The sequence below is a fragment of the Agromyces sp. NPDC057679 genome (genome assembly GCF_042799635.1).
Classification (GTDB): Bacteria; Actinomycetota; Actinomycetes; order Actinomycetales; family Microbacteriaceae; genus Agromyces.
In genome coordinates this window covers 204,545-231,047 of the sequence record NZ_JBHVIK010000001.1, presented here as the reverse complement: position 1 = coordinate 231,047, position 26,503 = coordinate 204,545, and the positions used below count along the sequence as shown (strand labels likewise).

The 26,503-nt window shown below is 72.3% G+C and carries 17 protein-coding genes; 13 read left to right on the top strand and 4 right to left on the bottom strand.

From position 1 onward, the window contains the following. Positions 1 to 12: 12 nt before the first annotated feature. Both ACFVAJ_RS01060 and ACFVAJ_RS01055 read right to left on the bottom strand, forming a co-directional pair. Positions 13 to 1,398 carry an aspartate aminotransferase family protein gene (locus ACFVAJ_RS01060; RefSeq protein ID WP_376940951.1) on the bottom strand — a complete coding sequence of 462 codons (1,386 nt, stop codon included), beginning with the start codon at positions 1,396 to 1,398 and terminating at the stop codon, positions 13 to 15. Between the two features lie 12 nt (positions 1,399 to 1,410). Continuing rightward, positions 1,411 to 1,893 (bottom strand): Lrp/AsnC family transcriptional regulator, encoded by a 483-nt coding sequence (locus ACFVAJ_RS01055; protein ID WP_157422563.1) that lies wholly within the window; start codon positions 1,891 to 1,893, stop codon positions 1,411 to 1,413. 147 nt (positions 1,894 to 2,040) lie between these two features. Between ACFVAJ_RS01055 and ACFVAJ_RS01050 the strand changes: the two genes are divergently transcribed. From ACFVAJ_RS01050 to ACFVAJ_RS00990, 13 genes are all read left to right on the top strand, one after another. Further along, positions 2,041 to 3,060, top strand: a complete 1,020-nt coding sequence (locus ACFVAJ_RS01050; RefSeq protein WP_376940950.1) for an FHA domain-containing protein — start codon at positions 2,041 to 2,043, stop codon at positions 3,058 to 3,060. Then, positions 3,057 to 3,896 (top strand): PP2C family protein-serine/threonine phosphatase, encoded by an 840-nt coding sequence (locus ACFVAJ_RS01045; RefSeq protein ID WP_376940949.1) that lies wholly within the window; start codon positions 3,057 to 3,059, stop codon positions 3,894 to 3,896. Before ACFVAJ_RS01050 ends, ACFVAJ_RS01045 begins: the two co-directional genes overlap by 4 nt. 119 nt (positions 3,897 to 4,015) lie before the next feature. Beyond that, a complete protein-coding gene (locus ACFVAJ_RS01040; RefSeq protein WP_376940948.1) occupies positions 4,016 to 5,413 on the top strand; it encodes a serine/threonine-protein kinase in 1,398 nt (465 codons plus the stop codon). Then, complete coding sequence (locus ACFVAJ_RS01035; RefSeq protein WP_376940947.1) at positions 5,413 to 11,280, top strand: Ig-like domain-containing protein; 5,868 nt, start codon at positions 5,413 to 5,415, stop codon at positions 11,278 to 11,280. The genes ACFVAJ_RS01040 and ACFVAJ_RS01035 overlap by 1 nt, the downstream gene beginning before the upstream one ends. Beyond that, complete coding sequence (locus ACFVAJ_RS01030; protein ID WP_376940946.1) at positions 11,277 to 12,248, top strand: AAA family ATPase; 972 nt, start codon at positions 11,277 to 11,279, stop codon at positions 12,246 to 12,248. Before ACFVAJ_RS01035 ends, ACFVAJ_RS01030 begins: the two co-directional genes overlap by 4 nt. Further along, positions 12,245 to 13,558 carry a DUF58 domain-containing protein gene (locus ACFVAJ_RS01025; RefSeq protein ID WP_376940945.1) on the top strand — a complete coding sequence of 438 codons (1,314 nt, stop codon included), beginning with the start codon at positions 12,245 to 12,247 and terminating at the stop codon, positions 13,556 to 13,558. The genes ACFVAJ_RS01030 and ACFVAJ_RS01025 overlap by 4 nt, the downstream gene beginning before the upstream one ends. Further along, positions 13,555 to 15,852 carry a transglutaminaseTgpA domain-containing protein gene (locus ACFVAJ_RS01020; protein ID WP_376940944.1) on the top strand — a complete coding sequence of 766 codons (2,298 nt, stop codon included), beginning with the start codon at positions 13,555 to 13,557 and terminating at the stop codon, positions 15,850 to 15,852. The genes ACFVAJ_RS01025 and ACFVAJ_RS01020 overlap by 4 nt, the downstream gene beginning before the upstream one ends. Beyond that, positions 15,849 to 16,448, top strand: a complete 600-nt coding sequence (locus ACFVAJ_RS01015) for a hypothetical protein (RefSeq protein ID WP_376940943.1) — start codon at positions 15,849 to 15,851, stop codon at positions 16,446 to 16,448. Before ACFVAJ_RS01020 ends, ACFVAJ_RS01015 begins: the two co-directional genes overlap by 4 nt. A gap of 93 nt (positions 16,449 to 16,541) precedes the next feature. Continuing rightward, entirely contained in the window at positions 16,542 to 19,604 is a 3,063-nt protein-coding gene (locus ACFVAJ_RS01010) for an FtsK/SpoIIIE domain-containing protein (RefSeq protein ID WP_376940942.1), read from the top strand. A 136-nt stretch (positions 19,605 to 19,740) separates the two neighbouring features. Continuing rightward, positions 19,741 to 20,955: a PotD/PotF family extracellular solute-binding protein gene (locus ACFVAJ_RS01005; protein WP_376940941.1), complete on the top strand. Its 1,215-nt coding sequence runs from the start codon at positions 19,741 to 19,743 to the stop codon at positions 20,953 to 20,955. A gap of 2 nt (positions 20,956 to 20,957) precedes the next feature. Next, positions 20,958 to 22,157 carry an ABC transporter ATP-binding protein gene (locus ACFVAJ_RS01000; RefSeq protein ID WP_376940940.1) on the top strand — a complete coding sequence of 400 codons (1,200 nt, stop codon included), beginning with the start codon at positions 20,958 to 20,960 and terminating at the stop codon, positions 22,155 to 22,157. Between the two features lie 2 nt (positions 22,158 to 22,159). Next, a complete protein-coding gene (locus ACFVAJ_RS00995; protein WP_376940939.1) occupies positions 22,160 to 23,071 on the top strand; it encodes an ABC transporter permease in 912 nt (303 codons plus the stop codon). Positions 23,072 to 23,184: 113 nt separating this feature from the next. Then, complete coding sequence (locus ACFVAJ_RS00990) at positions 23,185 to 23,967, top strand: ABC transporter permease (RefSeq protein ID WP_376942444.1); 783 nt, start codon at positions 23,185 to 23,187, stop codon at positions 23,965 to 23,967. 78 nt (positions 23,968 to 24,045) lie between these two features. Here the strand turns inward: ACFVAJ_RS00990 and ACFVAJ_RS00985 are convergent, their stop codons facing one another. Both ACFVAJ_RS00985 and gabT read right to left on the bottom strand, forming a co-directional pair. Further along, positions 24,046 to 25,035 carry an asparaginase gene (locus ACFVAJ_RS00985; RefSeq protein WP_376940938.1) on the bottom strand — a complete coding sequence of 330 codons (990 nt, stop codon included), beginning with the start codon at positions 25,033 to 25,035 and terminating at the stop codon, positions 24,046 to 24,048. A gap of 3 nt (positions 25,036 to 25,038) precedes the next feature. Further along, positions 25,039 to 26,412: a 4-aminobutyrate--2-oxoglutarate transaminase gene (gabT, locus tag ACFVAJ_RS00980; RefSeq protein WP_376940937.1), complete on the bottom strand. Its 1,374-nt coding sequence runs from the start codon at positions 26,410 to 26,412 to the stop codon at positions 25,039 to 25,041. Positions 26,413 to 26,503: the final 91 nt, after the last annotated feature.

Below are 26,503 nucleotides of genomic sequence, written 5' to 3'. Positions count from 1 at the left end.
GGCCGTGCGCGGTCAGAGGCGGTTCGACGCCTCGGTGAGCACGCTCCGCAGGATCTGCTCGATCTCCTGGAACTCGGGCACGCCGATCGTGAGCGGCGGCGAGAGCTGGATCACGGGGTCGCCGCGGTCGTCGGCGCGGCAGTACAGGCCCGCGTCGAACAGCGCCGTCGAGAGGAAGCCGCGGAGCAGTCGCTCCGACTCGTCCTCGTTGAAGGTCTCGCGGGTCGCCTTGTCCTTCACGAGCTCGACCGCGAAGAAGTAGCCGGCGCCGCGCACGTCGCCGACGATCGGCAGGTCGCTGAGCTTCTCCAGCTCGGCGCGGAACAGCGGCGAGTTGTCGCGCACGTGCTGGAGGAGGTTCTCCTCCTCGAAGATGTCGAGGTTCTCGAGCGCGACGGCGGCCGACACCGGGTGACCGGCCCACGTGTAGCCGTGGTAGAAGGTCGTGTCGCCCTTCGAGAACGGCTCGTAGATGCGCTCGTTGATGATGGTCGCACCCATCGGGGCGTAGCCCGAGGTCATCGCCTTCGCGCAGGTGATCATGTCGGGCACGTAGCCGTACTCGTCGCACGCGAACATGTGGCCGATGCGGCCGAACGCGCAGATGACCTCGTCGGAGACGAGCAGCACGTCGTACTTGTCGCAGATCTCGCGCACGCGCTGGAAGTAGCCGGGGGGCGGCGGGAAGCAGCCGCCCGAGTTCTGCACCGGCTCGAGGAAGACGGCCGCGACGGTGTCGGGGTCCTCCATGAGGATCTGCTCCTCGATGCGGTTCGCCGCCCAGATGCCGAACTCCTCTTCGCTGCCGGTGGGGGCGCCCATGTCGGCGGCACGGTAGAAGTTCGTGTTCGGAACGCGCAGGCCGCCGGGGGTGATCGGCTCGAACGGGGCCTTGATCGGCAGGCCCGTGACGGCGAGGGCGCCCTGGGGGGTGCCGTGGTACGCGAGGGCGCGCGAGATCACCTTGTACTTGCTCGGCTTGCCCATGAGCTTCCAGTAGTTCTTCGCCAGCTTGTAGGCGGTCTCGACGGCCTCGCCGCCGCCGGTCGAGAAGAACACGTGGTTGAGGTCGCCGGGCGCGTAGTCGGCGAGGCGGTCGGCCAGTTCGATCGCCTTCGGGTGCGCGTAGGACCAGATCGGGAAGAAGGCGAGCTCCTCGGCCTGCTTCGCGCCCGCCTGTGCGAGGCGCTTGCGGCCGTGACCGGCGTTGACCACGAAGAGGCCGGCGAGGCCGTCGATGTAGCTCTTGCCGTTGATGTCGAAGACGCGGTGGCCCTCGCCCTTGGTGATGATCGGCACGCCCGAGGTCTCCATCGTGGACTGCCGGGCGAAGTGCATCCAGAGATGGTCCTTCGCCTTCTGCTGCAGTGCGGCGTTGTCGTAGACCGTGTCGGTCATGATCTTCCCTTCTTAGCGAGTGCCCCAGTTGTAGAACTGCTTCTGGAGCTTGAGGTAGACGAACGTCTCCGTCGAGTTCACGCCGTCGAGGTTCCGGATGCGCGAGTTGAGCAGGGAGATGAGCTCCTCGTCGTTCTCGCACACGACCTCGGCGAGCAGGTCGAAGCTGCCCGCGGTGAGCACGACGTAGTCGATCTCGGGGATCTCGGACAGCTGCTCCGCGAGGACCCGGGTGTCGCCGGACGCCCGGATGCCGATCATCGCCTGGCGGGTGAACCCGAGCTGCATCGGATCGGTCACCGCGACGATCTGCATCACGCCCGACTCGGTCAGGCGCTGCACTCGCTGCCTGACGGCAGCCTCGGAGAGGCCGACCGCCTTGCCGATGTCGGCATAGGAGCGTCGGCCGTCGGCCTGCAGCTGCTCGATGATCGCCTTGGAGACCTCATCGAGCTGCACCGGCCGATGCCCGTTGGAACGACTTGCGTTCGTCATGCCCTCGATTGTGACAGTGAAGGATGCCTCTGGCAAGTGATTCCGTTGAATTCCGCACGCTTCACGACGGATTCCATGCAATCTGCTCCCGTTCGCTGCTCAAATCGGGCTCGCTGGCGAGGACCCTGCAGTGCCAGACTGAACGACATGCTCCTCGGGTCGGTCACGAGTCTCGCGACCGCCGGCGCCCCGGCGTGGGATTCGATCGTCGGCGAACGCTTCATCGCGATCCTCGCCGCGCCCGCCGATCCGCGCGTGCTCGCCGCGCTCGCCGAGGCCGCCGGCGACCCGCGACCGAGTCTCGAGCGGCTCGTCTCGCTCATCCCGGCGCCGCTCGACGACCCGGGCGGCTCCTTCGCCCTCGTGTGGTGGGGCGGCGGCGACCCCGGGTCGGTGACCGCGGTCGCGCGGGGCGACGCGGTCGTCGACCTCGACTCGCCCGGGGGGAGTCGCCGTTTCGACGCGCGCGGCATCCGGCCGTGGCATCTCGCGGAGTTCCGCGAGGTGTCCGGGATCCGCCTCACTGCCGCCCTCGCGCCGCTGGCGCCGCTCGGCGGCGGTGCGGTCGTCGCGCACGCCCGCGCGAGCCTCCGGGCATCCGCGATCGAATGGCGCCGCACCGACGAGGCCCACGACGAGCGGCTCGCGCGCGAGGCCGAAACAGCCCATGCGAGGCATCCGGCCGCCGAGGTCGATACCGTGCTGACCGCCGGGGTCGCCTCGTCGGCAGGCCCGCCGAGCGGGCCGAGCACGGTCGTCGCCCTCGGAGACGCGGCGCACGCGATCCCGAGCGTGCGCATCGCGGGAGGTGCGCCGTTCACTCCGGCCGGCCAGATCTTCGTCGGACGCAGGCCCGCCGCACCGCGCATCGCCGCGTCCGAGGGCCCCGTCCCGCAGCTCGTGCGGGTCGACTCGCCGGGGCGGGTCGTGTCCTCCACCCACCTCGAGCTGCGGGTCGAGGGCGAACGCCTCGTCGCGAGCGACCTGCGCTCGACGAACGGCACCACGGTGGTCGGCCCGAACGGCACCCGACGACTGCGTGCCGGCGAATCGATCGTCGTCGTTCCGGGCATGAGGCTCGACCTCGGAGACGATACGATCATCGAGATCCTCCGACCCCCGGGAGTCGATCCGACGCTCAGAGCAGACAGCAGGCCGAACACGTGACGCAGATAGGCAACGGCAACGCCCGCCATCGGGTCATCCTGCCCGACGGCACCGAGATCACCCTCGCCTGGGCCGCGATCACCGACACCGGGCTGCGCCGCGAGGTCAACGAGGACAGCTACGTCGCCCAGGCACCCGTGTTCGCCGTCGCCGACGGGATGGGCGGTCATGCCGCCGGCGACTTCGCCAGCGCCGCGGTCGTCACCCGGCTCGCCGAGCACGGCGGCAAGCCGGCGATCGGCACCCCCGAGATCGACGCATCGCTGCACCACGCCGTGCAGGACATGGGTCGCGGGGCCGGCGTCACCGACGAGGGCAGCGGCACCACCGTCACGGGCGCCGCGCTCGGCACCATCTCGGACGAACCGGCCTGGATCGTGTTCAACATCGGCGACTCCCGGGTGTACCGGCTCGTCGGCGGGGTGCTCGAACAGCTCACCGTCGACCACTCGATCGTGCAGGAGCTCGTCGACGCGGGCCAGATCACCCGCGAAGAGGCCGACACCCACCCGCACTCGAACGTGATCACGCGGGCGGTCGGCTTCCACGAGGCGCCGATCCCCGACTACCGGGCGATCGCCGTCGAGTCCGGCATGCGGTTGCTGATCTGCTCGGACGGGCTCACCAAGGAGCTGACCTCGTACGGCATCCGTCACTTCCTCCTCGCCAACCCCAACGCCGAGAAGGCCGCGGCGCAACTCGTCGACGCCGCGCTCGGCAACGGCGGGCGCGACAACGTGACCGTCATCGTGGTCGACGTGCTGAAGGTCGTGCGCCCCGAGGCGGGCGGCGACCCCGAACTCGACGGCGAGGGCGGGGAGTCGGCGAGGGCCTGACCGGCGGAATCGGGTCGCGCGCCTGATGGCGGACGGCGGCGGAAGCCTACAATGGTGGGCACCGGGCCCCCGTCTCCACCGAACCCGCCGATGACGACCCGAGGAGAACAGGGAGGATCGTGACCCGACGTCTCCCTTCCACGCCGCCGACGCTTCCCGGATTCGAGTTCATCAGGGTGCTCGGGTCCGGCGGCTTCGCCGACGTGTTCCTCTACGAGCAGAACATGCCGCGCCGCCTCGTCGCGGTGAAAGTCCTGCTCGCGGGCGTCGTGAACGACGACCTGCGTCAGATGTTCCAGGCCGAGGCCAACCTCATGGCGCAGCTGAGCTCGCACCCCTCGATCCTCACCGTGTACCAGGCGAGCGTCGCCGCCGACGGGCGGCCGTACCTCGTCATGGAGTACTGCTCCGCCTCGATCGGCCAGCGCTATCGCGCCGTCCAACTCCCGCTCGGCGAGGTGCTGTCGATCGGGGTGCGCATCGCGAGCGCCGTCGAGACCGCCCACCGCTCGGGCGTGCTGCACCGCGACATCAAGCCCTCGAACATCCTGACCACGGCCTACGGGCACCCGGTGCTCTCGGACTTCGGCATCGCGGCCACGCTCGGTCAGGCCGAGACCGCCGACCCCGTCGGGCTCTCCATCCCGTGGTCGGCGCCCGAAGTGCTCCGCGACGAGATCTCCGGCACGGTGGCGAGCGAGGTGTGGTCGCTCGGCGCGACCGTGTACTCGCTGCTGGCGGGCCGCAGCCCCTTCGAGGTGATCGGCGGCGACAACCAGGCGCAGGCCCTCATCACCCGTATCTCCAAGGGCAAGCTGCCGCCCACGGGGCGGGTCGACGTGCCCGCGAGCCTCGAGGCGGTGCTCGCCCGAGCGATGTCGAAGCAGCCGAAGGCCAGGCAGAGCGGAGCGCTCGAGTTCATCCGCGACCTCCAGGCGGTCGAAGAGGAGCTCGGGCTCCCGCAGACGCCGATCGAGGTGGCGATGGACGACTGGGCCCTCGCCACGGCCGTCGACCTCGACGAGCGCACCCGGGTGAGTCCGGCGCGCCCGACCTCCGACGTCGTGCGACGCCGCCGGCGCGCCGCGCAGCGGCCCGCGCCGTCGTCGCGGAACGGGGCGACCGAGACGACCGGTTCGCGCGGACGCAGCGCTCCGCCGACCGCCGGACGGCTCGCCTGGGGCATCTCGATCGTGGCGGTGCTCCTGCTCGGACTGGTCGGCGCCGGCGTCGTGGCCGTCATCCAGAACACGCGATCCATCCCCGTCGTCACCGACGTCCGTGGCAGCGCCGTCGGCGCCCAGGTCACCTTCGAATGGGCCGATCCGGGTCTCCAGCCGGGTGACGCCTACATCGTCAGGGTCGACGGGGATGCCTCGCCGATGCAGCGGGAGACCAGCTACTCGATCGACGCGGGGGAGCGCGACCGCGTCTGCGCGAGCGTGACGGTCACGCGCGACGGCAAGTCGGGAGCGCCGAGCGCCGAGCGCTGCGTCGAGGTCGAAGGCGTCGGCTGATGCGGCTCGCGATCCCGCGTCGTCATCGCTCGGCGGTCCTCACCGGCGTCGCGGTGGCCGCGGTGGTCGGCGTCGTGGGCGCGATCGCGGTCACGAGCGGCGGCTACGCCTCGCAACGAGTCGATCTCGGCGACGGCGCGGTGTGGGTGGCGAACGAGAACGTCCAAGCGGTCGGCCGTGCGAGCACGGCGGCGCTCGAGCTCAACTCGGTCGTCGAGACCGGCGGCGGCGCGACGATCGTGCAACGGGGATCGACGGTGCTCGTCCTGGACTCCGATCGTTCGAGCGTCGGCATCGTCGATGCGGCGACCAGCGAGCTGACCCAGCCGGTCGCCGTGCCGCCCGAGGTCACGACGCTCGCGCTCGCCGGCTCCTACGTGGTGCTCGCCGCCGACGGCGACGTGTGGCGCACTCCGCTCGCCCAGTTCGACGAGTTCGAGGCGGGTGACGACCCGACGCTGAACTTCGGCGCCGACGCGGTGATCTCGGTCGACCCCGCGGGCCTGATGTTCGCGGTCACCCCTTCGACCGGCGAGGTGGTGGCGGTCGACGCCGCAGGCAGTGCGACGGTGTCGTCCGAGTGGCGCATCGAGCGGGCGACCGATCACGACGTGCAGATCACCTCCGTCGGCGGTCGCTGGGCGGTGCTCGACGTCGACACCGGTGTGCTCGAGCTCGACGGCCGGCAGATCGACCTCTCCCGCGAGATCGAGTCCGGGGGGCAGGTCCGGCTGCAGGCCCCCTCGTCGACCGCCGGTGAGATCTGGGTCTCCACGCGGCAGTCGCTCCTCGCCGTCGACCCCGACACCGGAGCGGTGCGCCGCGCGATCGCCGATCGCTCGGGCCGGCCCGTTCCTCCCGTGGTGCTGAACGGCTGCGTCCACGCCGCCTGGTCCGGAAACGGCGCATGGCGATCGTGCGACGGGGCGCCGGGAGAGCTGTTCCCTGTCGAGGGCGCCACCGGCGACGACCTCGGCTACCTCGCGAACGGCACTGCGCTCGTGCTCAACGATCGCGGCAACGGTCGCACCTGGGCCGCGAGTCGGGAGTACCAGCGCATCGACAACTGGGACGATCTGCTGGACGTCGAGCGCGACGACCAGCAGCTCGAGCGCAACGATCCCGAGGACCGGCCGACGATCGAGAAACGCAGCGCCGACCCTGTCGCGGAGGACGACGTCTTCGGCGCCCGCCCCGGGCGCTCGACGCTGCTGCCGGTGCTGCTCAACGACTACGACGCGAACGGCGACGTGCTGATGATCGAGCAGCCCGAGGAGCGGCTGCCCGAGTGGGCCGGCCTCGACCTCGTCTCCGAGAACCAGCAGCTCCAGCTCACCCTCTCCGAGGAGGCGACCGGGGTGCTGCGGTTCGCCTACCGGATCGGCGACGGGCACGGCGGCAGCGCCACGGCCGAGGTCGAGGTGACGGTGCGCAGCAGCGACGAGAACGCGGCGCCCGAGCAGCGCCGACGCATCCATGCCGACGTCGCCGCTGACGGCCGTCTCGCCACCCCCGTGCTCGGCGACTGGGTCGATCCCGACGGCGACCCGCTCTTCCTCGCCGAGGCGTCGGCCGACGCGCGCGACCAGGTCTCGTGGTCCGCGGAGGGGAACGTCGTGTTCCACGAGGGCGCGAGCTCGACGGGCGAGCGGGTCGTCGGGCTGACGGTCTCCGACGGCCGCGCGGCGGCGGGCGGCACGCTCGAGGTCACGGTGCATCCTGCCGGCGAGGTGCCGATCGTCGCTGAGCCGTTCATCGCCCTGGCGACCGCGGGCGAGGAGATCCGGATCGACCCGCTCCGCCACGTCCACGGCGGCACCGGGCCGGTCGCGCTGACGGCCGTCCCGGCGAAGCCCGACGTCGAGATCACCCCCGACTACGACGGCGGCACGTTCCGCTTCTCGAGCACCGCGGTGGGCACCCACCACCTCGAGTACACGGTGAGCGACGGCGGGGCTCCGGTGACCGGCGTCGTGCGGGTCGACGTGCAGCCGCCGCCCGATCGCGACCCGACCCCGATCACCGTGCCGCACACGGCCTTCCTCCGCGTCGGCGACCCGGCCGACGTCGACGTGCTCGCCACCGACATCGACCCGACGGGCGGCGTGCTCGTCATCACCGACGCCGCCCGCGATCAGGCGGGCGTGCAGATCGAGGTCATCGAGCACCGGCTGCTGCGGGTGACGCTCACGGCCCCGCTCGAGTCGGGCTCGACGAGCTTCGCCTACCGCGTGAGCAACGGCCTCGCGGAGGCGGAGGGCGAGGTCACGCTCGTGCAGATGCCCGAGCCGGCGCTCGCGCAGCCGCCGGTCGCCGCCGACGACACCGCCTCGGTGCGCACCGGCGACGTCATCGACATCCCGGTGCTCGAGAACGACGAGCACCCCGACGGCATCCCGCTGCTGCTCGCGCCCGAGCTCGCCTCGAAGCCCGACGACGGGCTGCTGTTCGCCTCGGGCGACCGGCTGCGCTACTTCGCCCCCGAGGCGCCCGGCACGTACACGGCAACCTACCGGGTCGAGGACGAGCGGGGCCAGTTCGCGAACGCCGCGGTGACGATCACGGTGCGCAAGGCCGATCCCGAGACGAACGTCGTGCCCGTGCCCGAGGCGGTCGACGCCCGGGTGATCGCCGGCGCGACCGTGCGCATCCGGATCCCGCTCGGCGGCATCGACGCCGACGGCGACTCGGTGCAGCTGCTCGGCCAGCAGTCGAACACCGAGCTCGGCACGGTGGAGGCGACCGGTCCCGACTGGCTCGACTATCGTGCGTCCGACTACTCGGCGGGCACCGACACCTTCGCCTACGCCGTCATCGATGCGCTGGGCGCACGGGCCGAGGGCACGGTGCGCGTCGGCATCGCGCCGCGCAACGAGCGCCCAGCGGCGCCCGTCGCCGTCGCGGACGTCATCACCGTGCGGCCCGACCGCACGATCACGGTGCCGGTGCTCGACAACGACTTCGACCCCGCGGGCGGCGCCCTCAGGATCGTCGGCGTCGATCCGACGGAGGAGGGAGCTGCACGCGTCGTCGGCGACCGGATCGAAATCGACGTGCCCGCGGCGGAGGGCGAGTTCGGGTTCGCCTACACGATCGCGAACGACACGCTCGGCAGCTCGTCGAACTTCGTCACGGTCATCGCGAGCGACGATGCGCCGCTCGCCCGCCCCGAGGCATCCGACACCGTGCTCACGCTGACCGACATCGTCGGCGTGGAGACGGTGGTGGTCCCGGTGCTGCGCGGGGTCTTCCTCGCCGACGGCGACGAGCGCGCGCTCGGCATCGACCTCGTCGACGGCTACCGACGCGGCGCCGAGGTGCTTCCCGACGGCTCGATCCGCGTCACGGTCGAGGACCGCCGGCGCATCATCCCGTTCGTGGTCTCGCACCCCGAGGACCCGAAGATCACCGCGTACGCGTTCGTGTGGGTGCCGGGTCGCGACGACGCGCTGCCGCAGCTCCGCGCCGACGCGCCCGACGTCGAGGTGCGCAGCGGCGAGGCCGTCGAGCTCGAGCTGGACGACTTCGTCATCGCCGCGTCGGGGCGCCCGGTGCGCATCACCGACGAGGCCAGCGTGCTCGCCTCCCACAGCGACGGCTCCCCGCTCGTCGTCGACCGCGACACCCTCCGGTTCCGGAGCGAGCCCGGTTACGTCGGGCCGGCCTCGATCTCGTTCACGGCGACCGACGGGGAGTCGGCCGAGGATCCCGACGGACGCACCGGCACGGTCGTCATCCCGATCGAGGTGCGTTCGAACGAGGACGAGCCCCCGGCGTTCACCGGCGGCGTGATCGACTTCGAGCCGGGCGAGCGGAAGACGATCGACCTGGGGCTGCTCACGCAGCAGGCGAGCTCGTCCGAGCCCGACGAGCTCGCCTACGAGGTGCTGCCGCCGGCGGCCGAGGGCTTCGACGTCGAGCTCGACGACGCCGACCTCACGATCACCGCACGCGCCGAGACCGAGCTCGGCACCGAGTCCTTCGTCTCGATCGGCGTCTCGGACGACGCGGGCGAGGGGAGCGGCGGCCGGATCGTCCTGCGGGTGGTGCCGTCGACGAAACCCGTGGCCCGCCCGGCCGACGACACCGCGATCGCCGCCCGGGGACGGACCACGTCGATCGACGTGCTGGCGAACGACGAGGCGACCAACCCCTTCCCCGACGTGCCGCTCCGCGTCGTCGACGTCGAGCTGGGCGACCTTCCGAGAGGCGTCGCGATCTCGCCCAGCGGGGACCGCTCGACGCTCACGGTCGACGTCTCCGAGTCGGCGGCGCCGATCAACACGACGGTCCGTTACCAGGTCGAGGATGCCACGGGGGAGCCGTCGCGCCGGGCCTGGGCCGCGGTGACGGTGTCGGTGCAGGACCGCCCCGAGCCCGTCATCTCGCCGCTGCTCACCGGGTTCGGCGACGGCACCCTCGACATCGCCTTCGGCGCCGGTGCGTTCAACAACTCGCCGATCACGGGCTACGAGCTCGTCCAGATCGATCCGACGTCGCGCGACGTGCTCAGGACGACCGTGTGCGAGACGACGAGCTGCACGATCCCGACGCCGGGCAACGGTCAGGCCAACGCGGTGATCGTCGAGGTCCGGGCGCGCAACGGGATCGGGCTCTCGGATCCGGTGACGGTGCCGGGGTCGGTCTGGTCGGACGTCGTCCCCCCGCCCGCGGACGGGCTTCGAGCGCTCCCGCGCGACGGGCGCCTCCGGGTCGAGTGGAGTCCCGTCTCCGCCGGGTCGGGCAGCGCCGTCGGGTCGTACGTCGTGACCGTCGCCGGCGTCGCGGCCGAGGTCTCCGCGTCGTCCGCGTGCACCGCGTCGCTCTGCAGCGTCGACTCGCAGTCGATCCCCAACGGCAGTCGGGTGCCGGTCGCGGTCAGCGCCCGCAACCAGGCGTACCCGGCGCTCGCGACGTGGACGGAGGCGACGACGGCGGGCACCCCGTTCGGCGCGCCGATCGCCGGCGCGATCGATGTGGCGGGGGATGCCGCGGCCGGCACCGTCACCGTGACGTGGGCGCCGTTCTCGGGCAACGGCGACGCGATCGCCGGCTACTTCGTGCAACGGCTCGTCGCCGGCGAGACCGCCGTGCCCGGCGGGTCGCAGGCCTGCTCGGTGACCGCCCCGGCACCCGGCACGGTGGTGCCGCCCTCGACGGGCGGCACGGTCGCCGAGACGATCGGCGTCGGCCCCGACACGTCCAGCGTCCGCTTCACCGGGACGGCGACCGAATCGGCCCGCTACTCCTTCGTCGTCTGGGGCTACAACCGGGCGGGATGCGCGCACACCGCGGTCGCCGGCACCGTCGTGCGGCCCGCGCCCGGCGACGTCGACCGCGTCGACAGCCGGATGGCGTGGAACGGCGCCGAGACCTGGGACCGCTACATCGACGGCGTCGACGTGGATGCGCCGCGCCTCGAGATCGTCGCCGTCGACGAGAACGGCGTCCAGATGCCCGGGTCGATGCGCGAGTTCCGCGGTTCCGGCTGGCTGCGCGACCTGCTCAACGGGCGATTCGACTTCGGCGAGACCGGCCGGTTCCAGGTACGCGGCTGCAGCGTGTGGGGCAGCTGCGGTGCATGGTCCCAGGTGCTGCCCTCGGGCGGATCGCCGTCGCTCACCTTCGCGCTGCCGAGCCGGCTCTGGGACGACCGCGGCACCAGCTGGTCGTGGACGAGCCCGCCCGACAACTCGGGCCTGCCCGCGACGTTCAGCTGCGGCATCGACGGCGAACGCGGTCGCCGGGCGCAGACCCCCACGAGCTGCCAGATCGCGGGCGTCAGCCCGGGCGACCGGGTCTGGTTGGATGTTGAGGTCGCCGGTGTCACAGCCCGGTACGTGGCGACGAGTAAGGAGCCGTCATGACGATGTCCGCAGATGATGCCGCGCGGTTCGCCGCGACCCTCGACCGCCTCGTCGGCGCGGTCGAGGAGGTGCTGCTCGGCAAGAACCGGGTCGTGCGGCTCGCGTTCACCGCGCTGCTCAGCGAGGGGCACCTCCTCCTCGACGACGTGCCGGGCACCGGCAAGACCTCGCTCGCGCGCGCGATGGCGCAGTCGGTCTCGGGGTCGAGCAACCGGGTGCAGTTCACCCCCGACATCCTGCCCGGCGACATCACCGGCGTGACCGTCTACGACCAGCGCTCCGGACTGTTCGAGTTCCACGCGGGGCCGGTGTTCGCGAACGTCGTGCTCGCCGACGAGATCAACCGTGCGAGCCCGAAGACCCAGTCGGCGCTGCTCGAGGTGATGGAGGAGGGGCAGGTCACCGTCGACGGGCAGTCGCACCCGGTCGGGCATCCCTTCATGGTGATCGCGACCCAGAACCCGGTCGAGCAGGCGGGCACCTACCGGCTGCCCGAGGCGCAGCTCGACCGGTTCCTCATGCGCACCTCGATCGGCTATCCCGATCACGCCTCCACCATCCGGATCCTCGAGGGGGCCGACCAGCGCGCCCACGACCACCGCGTCGAGCCGCAGGTCGATGCCGCCGAGGTGATCGAGCTCGCCGCGCTGGCCCGCACGGTCTTCGTCGACCCCACCATCCACGACTACGTGTCGAGGCTCGTCGACGCAACCCGCACCGCGCGCGAGGTGCGCCTCGGCGTGAGCGTGCGCGGCGCACTCGCCCTCATCCGCACGGCGAAGACCCACGCGGCCGGCCGCGGGCGGCACTACGTGGTGCCCGACGACGTCAAGGCGCTCGCCGAGCCCGTCCTCGCGCACCGGCTCATCCTCGATCCCGAGGCCGAGTTCGACGGCGTCACCGCCTCCAACATGATCGCCCAGGTGCTGATCGAGACGCCGCCGCCTTCGACGAGGCAGGCGATGTGACCCTCAGCCCGACGCGCACGACGATCCCCGAGGAGGCCCGCAAGGAGGGGGTGCTCGCGGTCGTCATCGGGCGTGCGGTGCGCGCGGCCGCGGCCGCCGCCGCGTTCGTCGCCGAGTCGGCACGGGCGGTGCAGGGCGTCGTGACCCCCCTCGGCTGGTGCGTGCTCGCCGCGGGCGTCGTCGCGCTCGTCGTCGGCTACGGATTCGGCCTGCTCGAGGTGGTCGCGCTCGGTTGGGCGCTCCTCGTGCTGATCGCGGCCGCCGCCCTCTGGCTCGTCGGGCGCGGTGCGGGCCAGGTGCGGCTCGTCGTGCCGACCCCCAGGGTCGTCGTCGGCGAGCACGCGGAGGCGCGCCTCGTCGCGGTGAACCCCGGCCGGCGACGGTTCGGCGGCGTGCAGCTCGAGCTGCCCGTCGGCGGCGCGGTCGTCGAACGGGTGCTGCCGGGTCTGGCCCGGGGCGGCGAGTACGAGGTGCAGTTCCGCATCCCGACCGATCGTCGCGGCATCGTCCCGATCGGCCCCGCCCGCACGGTGCGCGCCGACCCGATCGGCCTGATGCGCCGGGAGATCGTCTGGTCCGAGACCGCCGAGCTGAAGGTGCACCCCCGCACCGTCCCCATCGCAGCGCTCAGCAGCGGGTTCATCCGCGATCTCGAGGGCTCGCCGACCCGCGACCTCACGTCGAGCGACATCGCGTTCCACGCACTGCGCGAGTACGTCCCCGGCGACGACCGGCGCTACATCCACTGGAAGAGCTCGGCGAAGACCGGCACCTTCATGGTGCGCCAGTTCGAGGAGTCCCGGCGCAGCCGGCTGATGATCGTGCTCGACCTCGAGCCCGGGGCGTATGCGAGCGATGCGGAGTTCGAGCTGGCGGTGGGCGCCGCGGCATCGGTGGGTGCGCGTGCGATCCGCGACGCGCGCAGCGTCTCCTTCGTCGTCTCCGGTCGGCAGTCCGGGCGCGTCGGCTCGATGCGCGAACTCCCGACGGTGTCGCGCGACCGGCTCGTCGACGCGCTCTGCGTCGTGGAACGCGAGGAGCGCGTCGCGCTGCTGCCCGACGTGGCCCGGGCCGCCGCCGAATCGCTCCACGGGCTCTCGCTCGCCGTGCTCGTCACCGGGACGGCGCGGGGCACGGGCCCGTTGCGCTCCGCCGCGAGCCGGGTGCCCGCCGGGGTCGACGTCGTCGCCGTGCGGTGCTCGCCCGAGGGCGAACCGACCGCCCGCGCCGTCGCCGGTCTCACGGTGTTCGGCATCGGCTACCTCGAGGACCTCCGTGCGATGCTCGCGAGATCGGCGTCGGTCGCATGACGGCCCGCGAGGGGAGCGCCACCGCCGCCGGGCGGGGATGGTCGACCGCGCTCAGCGTCGCACTCGTCGTCGCCATGCTCGTCGCCGCGATGATCCCCTGGTGGCCGACGTACGAGAGCCCCGCGTTCTTCACCGCGGCGGGCGCCGCGATCGTCGCCGGCGCGGCGATCGGCGTGGCGGGGGCCCGATTCCGCGCCCCCGCGTGGGTGGTCGTGCTCGCGGTCGTCGCCGCGTACCTCGTGCTCGGCGTCGCCGTCGCCGTGCCCGATCGTGCGCTGTTCGGACTGCTGCCCACACCCGAGGGCCTCGCCGAACTCGTGGCCGGGGCGGCGCTCTCCTGGAAGCAGCTCGTCACGATCGCCGTCCCGGTCGGCTCGTACCAGGCCCTCCTCGTGCCGCCCTTCCTCCTCGGCCTCGTCGCGTCGACGAGCGCCGTGACCATCGCGCTGCGGTCTCGTCGGCCGGCCTTCGCGGTGCTGCCGCCCGCGGCGCTCCTCCTCGCCGGCATCGCGCTCGGCGTCGTGCACGCGACCTTCGCCCTCGAGGCAGGACTCGCATTCTTCGTGACCGCCGTCGCGTGGCTCGCCCGGATCAGGATCGCGCAGCGACGGCGCATCCCGAGCGGCCGGCCCGTCGAGGCCACGCTCGCCGATGCGCGGCGCGTGGTCGGGGCATCCGCCCTCATCGCGGTCGCCCTCGTGGGGGCGACCGCGGCCGCCGTCGTGCTGCCGCTGCCGGCGCGCACCGTGGTGCGCTCCGAACTGCAGCCGCCCTTCGAGCCCCGGCAGCACGACAGCCCGCTCGCCGGGTTCCGCACCGCCTTCGGGGAGGAGGTCGCCGAGGAGCCGATGCTCGAGGTGCACGGCCTCCCCGCCCGGGCAGGCCTCAGGATCGCGGTGCTCGACACCTACGACGGCATCGTCTACACCGTGGGCGGCGACGACGGCAACGGCCTCTCGGGCCGGTTCAGCCGGGTGCCCTACCGGCTCGACCAGCCCGAGGACTACGGCGAGGCCGAGCGGATCGACGTCTCGATCCTGGGCTACGACGACGTCTGGGTGCCGGGCATCGGGCGGCTCGAACGCATCGACTTCGCCGGTCCCCGCAGCGATGAGCTCGCCGAGGGGTTCTTCTACAACGATGTGACCGGCACGGCCGCGGTCCAGCAAGGGCTCCGGGACGGCGACCGGTACACCGCGGTGTCGATGGTGCCGCCGCCGCCGCGCGACGTCTCGGTGCTGCGCCCGGGCACGAGCATCCTGCCGCCGATGCCCGAGCTGCCCGATGAGCTCGAGGACCTCCTCGACGAGTGGGCGCCGCCCGCCGACGCCGAGGGCCAGCGACTCGCCGCCGTCATCGAGGGCTTCCATCGCGACGGCTACGTCAGTCACGGCCTCGACGGTGAGCGGAGCCGTTCGGGGCACGCGCTCGACCGGATCGCCGAGCTCGCCGCGGAGCGGCCGATGGTCGGCGACGGCGAGCAGTACGCGGTCGCCGCCGCGCTCATGGTGCGCCGGATCGGGTTCCCGGCACGGGTGGTCGTCGGGTATCTCCGCCAGCCGGGCACCGAGTACGACGTCGAGGCCGACGTCGTGCGCTTCCGGAGCCAGGACCGCCAGGCGTGGATCGAGGTGCAGACCTCCGACGGGGAGTGGGTCGCCATCGACCCGAACCCGCCGCTCCGCCCCATCCCCGACAAGGAGCCCGATCAGCCGCAGAGCGTCTCGCGCCCGCAGTCCGCGCTCCCGCCGCCCGCGGAGTTCACGCCCGTCGACGACGACGCGAAGAAGCCGGATGCCACCGCCGACGACCCGTCCGACGGCGCGGCCGGCTGGCTCGAGGCGCTGCTCGCGGTGCTCGAGGTCTCCGGGGTGGTGCTCCTCGGCCTCGCCGCGATCCTCAGCCCGTTCCTCGCCGTGATGGTCGCGAAGCTGCGGCGGCGTCGCCTGCGCCGTCGCGCCGACACCGCCGTCGAACGCATCGAGGGCGGCTGGCGCGAGTTCGCCGACTCCGCGAGCGATTACGGCTACACGATCGTGCCGAACGCGACGCGCGCCGAGCAGGCGGCGATGGTCGGAGGGCTGGGCCCGCTCGTGCTCGCCTCGGTGGTCGACCGGGCGGTGTTCGCCCCCGACGGGCCCGACGACGGCGACGATCGACGGGTCTGGGCCACGGTCGACGAGCTGCTGCGACGGCTCGGCGAGACGCGCCGGCCGATCGACCGGCTCCGGGCCGCGATCTCGTTGCGCTCGCTCGGCGGGTACGCTGTGACGCGGAGAGGAGCACGTTCGTGAGGTGTCGGATCTGCGGAGCCGAGCTGCCCGCCGAGGCGATGTTCTGCGGCGAATGCGGCAGTTCGACGAGCGCGACGCCCGAGTCGCGGCGGCGCGCCGACCCGCGGCCCGGCGACACGACGGTCGTCGACCGGATCCGCACCTCCCAGCGCAACAGCGGCGTGATCAGCGTGCCCGTCGAGGGGTTCGCCGCCGCCGTGCCGATCCCCGATGCCGGCGCAGCCGCGCCGGCCGAGCAGGCCGCGCCGCCGGCCGCCGAACAGCCCGCCGCACCGCGGTTCACGCTGCGGTTCAGCACCGGTGAGACGCTGACGGTCTTCGGCACCGGCCTCATCGGGCGTCGGCCGCTGCCGCAGCCCGGCGAGGAGTTCGACCATCTCGTGCAGATCGCCGATCGCACCCTCTCGGTCTCGAAGACCCACCTCGAGTTCGGCGAGCACGACGGTGTGCTGTGGGTCGCCGACCGCTTCTCCGGCAACGGCACCGTCGTGCGGCGGCCCGACGACGGGGCGCTCCGCTGCGAGCCGGGGCGACGCTACCTCGTGCCGCGCGGCAGTCGGGTCGAGCTGGCCGAGCAGTCCTTCGTCGTCGCCTGACGTCAGCTCCTCCACAGACGGCGTGCGACGCCCGCCGTCCACGTGCGGCCAGGTGCCGCGCAGTCCGGGCCGGTCGGGTGATCGGATGTCCCGGTGCCCCCCTTCGACCACGCCGACCCGAGCCCCCTGCTGCTGCCGTTGACGCTGCCCCAGGCGCCTCCCCGGCCCGAACGACCGGGATTCCCGGTGCTCGCCACCCTCGCCCCGGTGGGCGCTGCGCTCGCACTGTGGGCGATCACGGGGTCGCCGTTCTCCCTCGTCTTCGCGGTGCTCGGTCCGGTCGTCGCGATCGCCTCGTTGCTCGACGCCCGCCGCCAGGCGCGACGCCGGCTCCGTCGCGACGAGGCCGAGCGGGAGGCGCGCCTCGACGAGCTCCGCGCGGAGATCTCGGCCCGCCACGACGAGGAGCGCCGTGCGGCGTGGCGGTCGACGCCGTCGCCCTCGTCGATCGTGGCGAGCCCGGCGCGGCCCGTGTGGACCGATCGGACGCCGCCGCCGTTCGTGGTGGGCTCCGGAGCCAGGCGGAGTGCCGTGCGCGTCGACGGGGTGCCGTGCGATGCGCGCGACCGTGCCGTGCTCGAGGCCGCGGCCCGGCTCACCGGGGCCCCGGTGCTCGCCGAGCCGTCGACCGGCATCGGCTACGTCGGGCCGCTCGCGCTCGCGCGGTCGGCCGCACGCGCCGCGATCGTCCAGCTCGCCGGGCGCGTCGACCCGCGAGCGGTCGCGGTGGCCGCTTCGCCCGGCCCCGAATGGGAGTGGGTTCGGCGCCTGCCGCACGGCCGGCTCGTCGCGGGGCCCGCCGAGGGTGACGGCGCGACGTGCATCGTCGTCATCGACCCGGCGGCCGAGCGGGCGGTCGCCGCGGACGGGTCGGGCGCCGGTGCGGGGGCCGTCGAGGCGACGGCGCACGCGGGCTCCGCGGCCATCGGGCGTTCGCAGCGCGCATCCCGCGCGAGATCCGCGGAACCGTTCCGACTCGTCGTCGCGGAGGAGTTGCGGCACCTGCCGCCCGGGCTGGCCACCGTCGTCCGGCTCGCCGGACCGCGCGCGGCCGTGGTGCACCGCGACGGGGTCGCGGCGCCCGCGACGATCGAGCCCGCGCTCGTCGGGCTCGTGGAGGCGAACCGGTGGAGCGACGCCGTGGCCGACGTCGCCGAGCGGATCGACCTCGTGGGCGACGACCGGATCCCGGGCCGGGTGGTGCTCGCCGAGCTGCCCGCCGCGATCGAGGGGGCGCACGCCCGCACCTCGCTCGCCGTCGCCGTCGGGGCCTCCTCGGCGGGGCCGCTCGTGCTCGACCTCGTCGAGCACGGTCCGCACGCGCTCGTCGCCGGCACCACCGGCAGCGGCAAGAGCGAGTTCCTCCTCGCATGGCTCGCGGCGCTCGCCCGGGCGTACCCGCCGTCGCTCGTCTCGTTCCTGCTCGTCGACTTCAAGGGCGGCGCGGCCTTCGAGCCGATCCGATCGCTGCCCCATGCCGTGGGCGTCGTGACCGATCTCGACGAGGCCGAGGCCCTGCGTGCCGTGGAGAGCCTGCGGGCCGAGCTGCGACATCGCGAGGCCGTGCTCGCCGGGGTCGGCGCTCGAGACCTCCGCGAGCTCGGCGAGGAGGTGCCGCTCGCCCGGCTCGTGATCGTGGTCGACGAGTTCCAGGCGATGATCGAGCGATTCCCCGAGCTCGGCGGGGTCATCGCCGACATCGCGGCCCGAGGCCGTTCGCTCGGCGTGCACCTCGTGCTCGCCTCGCAACGGCCGAACGGCGTCGTGCGCGAACAGGTCACCGCCAACTGCGCCATCCGGGTCTCGCTCCGCGTCATGCAGCGCGCCGACAGCCTCGCGATCGTCGGCACCGAGGAGGCCGCGGAGATTCCGCCGGATGCGCCGGGGCGGGCGGTCGTCGATCGCGGTGACGGTCGGCCGGTTCGGTTCCAGTCGGCGATCGCCGACGAGGCGGCCGTGCTCGGCGCCCGGGTGGCGAGTGCATCGCTGCCGCGCGCCCGCCGGCCCTGGGCCGACCCGCTTCCGCATCGCATCGCGCCCGACGAGCTCGACGGGCTCCCCGGCTCCGAGGGCCCGACGGCGGGCGCCTCGGCTCGCGCGGGTGCACGGCCCGCCGTCGGGGTCCAGGCAGGCCGCGCGTCGCGCGGCTTCGGGCTCGTCGACGAGCCCGAGCTCCAGCGACGCTCCGTGGCCGTGTGGGACTCGGCGGTCGACGGTCACCTGCTGGTGGCGGGCGCACCGGGCAGCGGCCGTTCGACCGCCCTCGAGGCGATCGCCGCCGCCGTGCGGGCCGGGCACGGCGCGTCGTCGGTCGTGCGACTCGAGGGGCCGCGGAGTGCCGTCTGGGACACCGTCGAGCGGCTCGCCCGCGGTGCGCGCGGGAGCGTTCCCGTGCCGCGGCTGCTCGTCGTCGACGAGCTCGACACGCGCTTCCGCTCGTGGCCCGACGACTACCGGGCGCTCGCACTCGAACGGCTCGAGACGGTGCTGCGGGAGGGGCGCGCACGCGGACTGGCGGTGGCCGCCGCGACGACCCAGTGGCTCGGCGTCCCGCACGGCCTCCGCGACGCCTTCGGCGTCCGCCTCCTGCTCCGCCACGCGACCCGGGCCGAGCTCGTGCAGGCCGGGGGAGCGGGCGAGCTCTGGCGGGCCGCCGAAGTGCCGGGCTCGGGCCAATGGCGGGGGCGGCGGGTGCAGGTCGTCGATGCGCCGCGCCCGCAGGCGCCGAGTCCCACTCGACCCGCGGAGCACGTGCCGATGCTCGAGATCGAGCCCGGCGCGCGCATCGCGCTCGTGACCGCGAGCCCGATGACCGACGCCGATTCGCTCCGCAGGGCGGGGCGCTCGCCGGTCGTACTCGGGCCGCACGCCGACGCAGCGACCCTCGCGGCCCTCGGTCGCCGAGACGCGCCGATCGTCGCGGTCGGCAGCGCCGAGGCGTGGGCGGCGCAGTGGTCCCTCCTCCCGACGATCCGGGAGACCGCGACGATCCTCGTGCGCGGCGGGGCATCCGAGTACCGCGCACTCATCGCCGATCGCGCGCTGCCGCCCCTGCTCGACGAAGGGGGTGCCCAGCTGTGGCTGCGGCCGCCCGGCGGTGCGACCGTGCGGAGGACGTGGCCGATCGCCGAAGCGACAACCGATTCCGCCGTGTGAGACGCGAATGAAAACGGATTCCGTGCAGAACGTTCCAAGAAATTAACGATTCGGACATCAATTGGTGCGTGATCGACCTGCAGTGTGTCAGTATCTTCCCACCCCGCATGCGCTTGCAACCGAAATGGAGTCCCTCGTGAGCACTCGGCCCCTGCCCCAAGACCCGATGATCCGCTCGCTGATCGCACAGGCGCGCCAGTCGCAGCTGAATCGTCGTACCCTCCTCGCCGGCGCCGGTGCCGGCGCGACCGCCCTCGCCCTCGCCGCCTGTTCGACCGGCGGAGGGCAGGCGAAGCCGACCGCCGCGGCCGACACGTCCGAGACCGACAAGACCCTCAACTGGGCCAACTGGGCCGCCTACATCGACGAGGATGAGGACGGCAACTACCCCACGCTGGTCCGCTTCACCGAGGAGACCGGCATCGAGGTCAACTACGAGGTCGCGGTCGACGACAACAACACCTACTACGGCAAGGTCAAGGACCAGCTCGCCCTCGGCAAGGACATCGGCGCCGACACCGTCTGCCTCACCGACTGGATGGTCGGCCGCTGGATCCGCTTCGGCTACACGCAGGAGCTGAACCACGACAACATCCCCAACCTGGCGAACCTCACGCCCGCGCTCGCCGACCCCGACTTCGACCCCGGTCGCAAGTTCTCCGTCCCGTGGCAGGGCGGCTTCGCCGGCATCGCCTGGAACAAGGAGGCCATCCCCGGCGGCCTCACGAGCGTGTCCGACCTCTGGGACGCTTCGCTCAAGGGGCGCGTCGGCGTGCTCTCCGAGATGCGCGACACCATGGGGTGCATCATGCTCGACATGGGCGTCGACATCGCCGGCGACTGGGGCGACGAGGAGTACACCGCCGCGATCGAGGTCCTGCGCCAGCAGGTCGAGGACGGCCAGGTCCGCAACATCAAGGGCAACTCGTACCTCGAAGACCTGAAGAGCGAAGACACCCTCGCCGCGATCGTCTGGTCGGGCGACATCACGGTGCTGAACGCCGAAGCCGGCGACAAGTGGGAGTTCGCCCTGCCCTCCGCGGGCGGAACGCTGTGGAACGACAACTTCCTCGTGCCGGTCGGCTCGCCCCGCAAGACGAACGCCGAGACGCTCATCAACTACTACTACGAGCCCGAGGTCGCCGCAGAGGTCGCCGCCTGGGTGAACTTCATCACCCCGGTCATCGGCGCGAAGGAGGCCGCGACGGCCATCGACCCCGAACTGGCCGAGAACCAGCTCATCTTCCCCAACGAGGAGACGCTGTCGCAGGCTCACATCTTCCGCACGCTCTCGGGCGCGGAGGAGCAGAAGTACCAGGCGGAGTTCCAGTCCATCCTGCTGGGGTCGTGACGGTGTCGATCCGAGAATTCGCCGAACGCGGCGCAGACCTCGAGCTCGTCGGCATCCAGAAGCGCTTCCCCGGCTTCACCGCGATCGAAGAGCTCGACCTCACGATCCCCGCCGGTTCGTTCTTCGCCCTGCTCGGCCCGTCGGGCTGCGGCAAGACGACGACGCTCCGGCTGGTCGCCGGCCTCGAGGAGCCCACGCAGGGCCGCATCCTCATCGGCGGCACCGACGTCACCTCGACGAAGGCGCACCAGCGCCCCGTCAACACGGTGTTCCAGAGCTACGCGCTCTTCCCGCACATGTCCATCCTCGAGAACGTGGGCTTCGGGCTGAAGCGCCGGCGCATCGCCGACGCCGAGGCCCGCGCCCACGAGGCGCTCCGGCTCGTCGAGCTCGACCACCTCGCGCAGCGCCGCCCCGCCCAGCTCTCGGGCGGCCAGCAGCAGCGCGTCGCGCTCGCACGGGCGATCGTGAACCGCCCCGCCCTGCTGCTCCTCGACGAGCCGCTCGGCGCGCTCGACCTGAAGCTGCGCCGCCAGATGCAGCTCGAGCTGAAGTCGATCCAGGAGGAGGTCGGCCTGACCTTCCTCCACGTCACCCACGACCAGGAGGAGGCCATGACCATGGCCGACACCGTCGCGGTGATGAACAAGGGCGCGATCGAGCAGATGGGCGCTCCCGAAGAGCTCTACGAGCTGCCGCGCACCGCGTTCGTCGCGAACTTCCTCGGGCAGTCGAACCTCTTCACAGGCTCCGTCGCCGGCACGACCGACACGGCGATCACGGTCGACGTGCAGGGCACCCCGGTGATCGTGCCGACGGCCCGCGCGGCGCGCCACCAGGGCGAGATCACCATCGGCGTCCGTCCCGAGAAGGTGGCGCTGCACCGCGAGGCGCCCGCCGCCTCCGCCGGGCGCAACCTGGTCGGCCCCGGTCGGGTGATCGACGTCTCGTTCTCGGGGGTGAGCACGCAGTACCTCGTCGCGGTGCCCGGCATGGGCACGCTCACGGTCTTCGCGCAGAACATCGGCTTCGGGCCGGTCGCCGCGGAGGGCGCGGAGGTCTGGATCAGCTGGGAGATCGAGCACGGCTTCGGCCTCGAGGACGAGCCCGGCGAGAGCGGCCGGTTCCCGTCCGACACCGACACCAGGTCGATCGCCGCGCAGCGGCGCGATGCGCTCGTCGCGGAGCTCGAGGAGCACTGACCATGGCCTTCGCAGCGTTCGCGACGGCGGAGGCGCAGCCGCAGGCACCCAGGAAGAAGAGCCGCATCGCGCTCTTCCTCCTGCTGCCCGGCATCCTCTACCTCGTGCTCTTCTTCCTGACGCCGCTGGTGTCGCTCGTGCTGACGTCGCTGCAGGCGCCGACCGAGTTCGGCGACATCGGCCAGTACGACTACGCGTTCAACTGGCAGAACTACGTCGACGTCGTCGAGGCGTACTGGCCGCACATCCTGCGGTCGTTCGGCTACGCCCTGGCGGCGACGGTGCTCGCGCTGGCGTTCAGCTATCCGCTCGCGTACTTCATCGGCGTGAAGGCCCGGCGCTGGCCGCTCCTCCAGAGCCTCATGCTCGTGCTCGTGATCGCCCCGTTCTTCATCAGCTTCCTCCTGCGCACCCTCGCGTGGAAGCAGCTCCTGTCGGACGAGTCGTTCGTCATCACCTCGTTGAAGGCGCTGTCGCTGATGGCGCCCGACGCGCACTTCACGGGTACGCCGTTCGCGGTCATCTTCGGTCTGACGTACAACTTCATCCCGTTCATGACCCTGCCGCTCTACACGACGCTCGAGCGCCTCGACCTGCGCTACCTCGAGGCGGGCAGCGACCTCTACGCGAACCCGTTCACGGTGTTCCGCAAGGTCACGATCCCGCTGTCGATGCCGGGCATCGTCGCCGGCACGCTGCTCACGTTCATCCCCGCCGCGGGCGACTACGTGAACGCGAGCCGCGACTTCCTCGGCGGGCCCGACACCCAGATGATGGGCAACGTGATCGAGGCGAACTTCCTCGTCCTGCTCAATTACCCGGCGGCGGCGGCCCTGTCGATCATCCTGATGTCCGCGATCCTCGTGCTCGTCGGCATCTACGTGAAGCGCTCCGGAACGGAGGACCTGCTGTGAGCGGAGAAGTCCAGGCGGCCGCAGTGCTCGGCGGCCTCAGCGAGAGCGAACAGCTCGACGATCGGCGCCCCGGCGGCCGGGTCCGCCCGCGCCGGCTCGGTCTCGGCGACTGGCTGCTGCCGGTCTACACCGTGATCGCGTTCGTGTTCCTCCTCATCCCGATCGTGTACACCTTCGTGTTCTCGTTCAACGACTCGATCAAGTCGAACATCGCCTGGCGCGGGTTCACCTTCGACAAGTGGCTGAACGTCTGCAACGTCGAGGGCGGCGCGGTCTGCCAGGCGTTCGGCAACAGCATCGTGATCGGCCTCGTCGCGACGGTCATCGCGACGACGCTCGGCACGATGATCGCGATCGCGCTCGTCCGCTACCGGTTCCGCGCCCGCTCCGCGATCAGCCTGCTGCTGTTCCTGCCGATGGCGACCCCCGAGGTCGTGCTCGGTGCCGGTCTCGCCGCGCAGTTCCTCGCGGTCGGCGTCGCGAAGGACATGACGACGATCATCCTGGCGCACACGATGTTCTGCATCAGCTTCGTGGTGGTGACGGTGAAGGCGCGCGTCGCGAGCCTCGACCCGGCGCTCGAGGAGGCGGGGCGCGACCTCTACGGTTCGCCGGCGCAGGTGTTCTGGCGGGTCACGTTCCCGCTGCTCATGCCCGGCATCCTCGCCGCGGCCCTGCTGTCGTTCGCGCTCAGCTTCGACGACTTCATCATCACGAACTTCAACTCGGGCGCCGTCTCGACGTTCCCGAAGTACATCTACATCTCGGCGTCGCGCGGCATCCCGGCTGAGGCGAACGTGATCGCGTCGGCGGTGTTCCTCTTCGCACTCGTGCTCGTCGTCGGCGCCCAGGTGTCGCGCGCGGCACGCGCGAGGCGACTCGCGAAGCTCAGCTGACCCGAACGGGTTTCGCACCGAGACGGATGCCTCGGCGGGAGTGATCCCGCCGAGGCATCCGTCGTTCGTGCCGAATGTTCAGACGGTCGCGCGGATCTCGCCGACGCGGCGCTCGCCGCCCATGACCCAGAGGTCGAGCTCGGTCTGCACCGCGTCGATCGCGGCGTCGTCGAGGGCGCCGGCCGCGGCGAGCAGGCGGAGCCCGATGATCGTCGATGCGCGCGAGGAGCCGTCGAGCACCTTGAGCGCGGTCGTCGTGCCGTCGGGCGCCGACATCACCATGACGCCCTCTGCACCGAACTTCGCGAACACGCCGAGGCGGTCGATGGCGACCGTGTCGGGCTGGCCCGGCCCCGCGATCGCCCAGGCGTGCTCGCGCGCCGCGGCGGTGAGCGCCGCGGACTCGCGGTAGAGGGCGAACGGCGAGCCGGCCTGCGCGGTCGTGATCTTGTGGATGCCGCGGGCGAGCGCCGTGAGCGTGATCGCGTGCACCGGGGCGCCGCAGCCGTCGATCGCCGAGGCGGCCGGCCGCTCGCCGGTGAGTCGCTCGAGCACATCGAGGATGCGTTTCTGCAGCGGGTGCTCGGGGTCGAGGTAGCCCTCGACCGGCCACTCGTTCGCGACGCAGGCGTTGAGCATCGCGGCGTGCTTGCCGGAGCACGTCATGTAGCCGCGGCGCTTGGGACCCCCGCGGCGGATGAGCTCGTCGCGGGCGACCCGATCGCCGGGGGCCGACGTCGGGCAGCCGAGCGCCTCGTCGGCGAGGCCGACCCGGGCGAGGAGGCCGTCGACGAGCGCCACGTGCGCGGCGGTGCCCGAGTGGCTCGCCATCGCGATCGCCGCGTCCTCGCCGCGGAGGGTGACGCCGCTCGTCATCACCGCGACCGCTTGGAACGGCTTCAGGGCCGATCGCGGGAAGACGGGCGTCGCGACGTCGCCGAGCGCGCGCACGACCTCGCCCTCGGGGGAGAGCACGACGGCGGAGCCGGCGTGCCTGGACTCGATGAAACCACTTCGTTCGACCACTGCGAGCTGGACGGAGTCTTCGACGGAGAACGTCTCGGCCACGGCTCAGCCGAGGGCCGCGAGGCCGTCGTCGAGCACGCGCAAGCCGTCGTCGATCAGCGAGTCGCTCATCGCGAGGCTCGGCAGGAACCGCAGCACGTTGCCGTAGGTGCCCGCGCTGAGGAACAGCACGCCCTGCTGCGCCGCGAAGGCGACGAGCGCGGAGACGGCCTCGGGGTTCGGCGCCTTCGTCGTGCGGCCGGTGCCGGGCTGGACGAGTTCGATCGCGATCATCGCGCCCTTGCCGCGGATCTCGCCGATGACGTCGTAGCGCTCGGCGAGCTTCTCGAGCCCAGCGAGCAGTGCGGCCTCGATGCGACGGCCCTCGGCGAGGAGGTCGTGCTCCTCGATCGACTCGAACACGGCGATCGCCGCGGCGCACGCGACCGGGTTGCCGCCGAAGGTGCCGCCGAGGCCGCCCGCGTGCGCGGCGTCCATGATCTCGGCCCGGCCGGTGACGGCCGCGAGCGGCAGGCCGCCGGCGATGCCCTTGGCGCTGAGCACGAGGTCGGGCTCCCACCCGAAGTGCTCGCTCGCGAAGTACTTGCCGGTGCGGGCGAAGCCCGACTGGATCTCGTCGGCGATCATGACGACGCCCTGCGCGGTGCACCAGGCCTGCAGCGTCTGGAGGAAGCCCTCGGCCGGCACCATGAAGCCGCCCTCGCCCTGGATGGGCTCGACGACCAGGCAGGCGAGGTCGCTCGCGCCGACGACCTTCTCGAGGTAGGCGATCGTGCGGGCCGCGGCGTCGACGCCCGAGAGGCCGTCGCGATAGGGGTAGGAGCTCGGCGCGTGGTACACGTCGCCGGCGAAGGGGCCGAAGCCCGTGCCGTAGGGCATCGCCTTGTAGTTCATCGCCATGGTGAGGTTCGTGCGACCGTGGTACGCGTGGTCGAGCACGGCGACGGCGCGGCGGCCGGTGTGCTTGCGCGCGATCTTCACGCCGTTCTCGACGGCCTCGGCGCCCGAGTTCACGAGCACCGACTTCTTCGCCCAGTTGCCGGGCGTGTGCTCGGCGAGGAGTTCGGCGACCCGCACGTACTCCTCGTAGGGCGTGACGGTGAAGAGCGTGTGGATCACGTCGCCGAGCTGCTCGGTCGCGGCGGCGACCACGCGCGCGTCGGTGTGACCGATCGTGGTGACGCCGATGCCGGCGCCGAAGTCGATGAACTGATTGCCGTCGACGTCCACGAGGATGGCGCCGTTCGCGCGCTCGATGAACACGGGCAGGGCGCTCGAGACGCCGCCCGACACGACCTCGAGGCGTCGGGCCTGCAGCGCCTGCGACTTGGGGCCGGGAACGGCGGTGACGATCTTGCGCTCCTGCGGCACGGAGTACACGGGCGCGTCGGCCCGGGCTGAAATCTGGGAGTCAGTCATGGTGCCTCCACCTTATCGCCGCGGGCGTCGTCGGCGCCGGGCCGGCGGCGGCGCGCAGGGGGCAGAATCGGAGGGTGGACGGTGCTGCGAC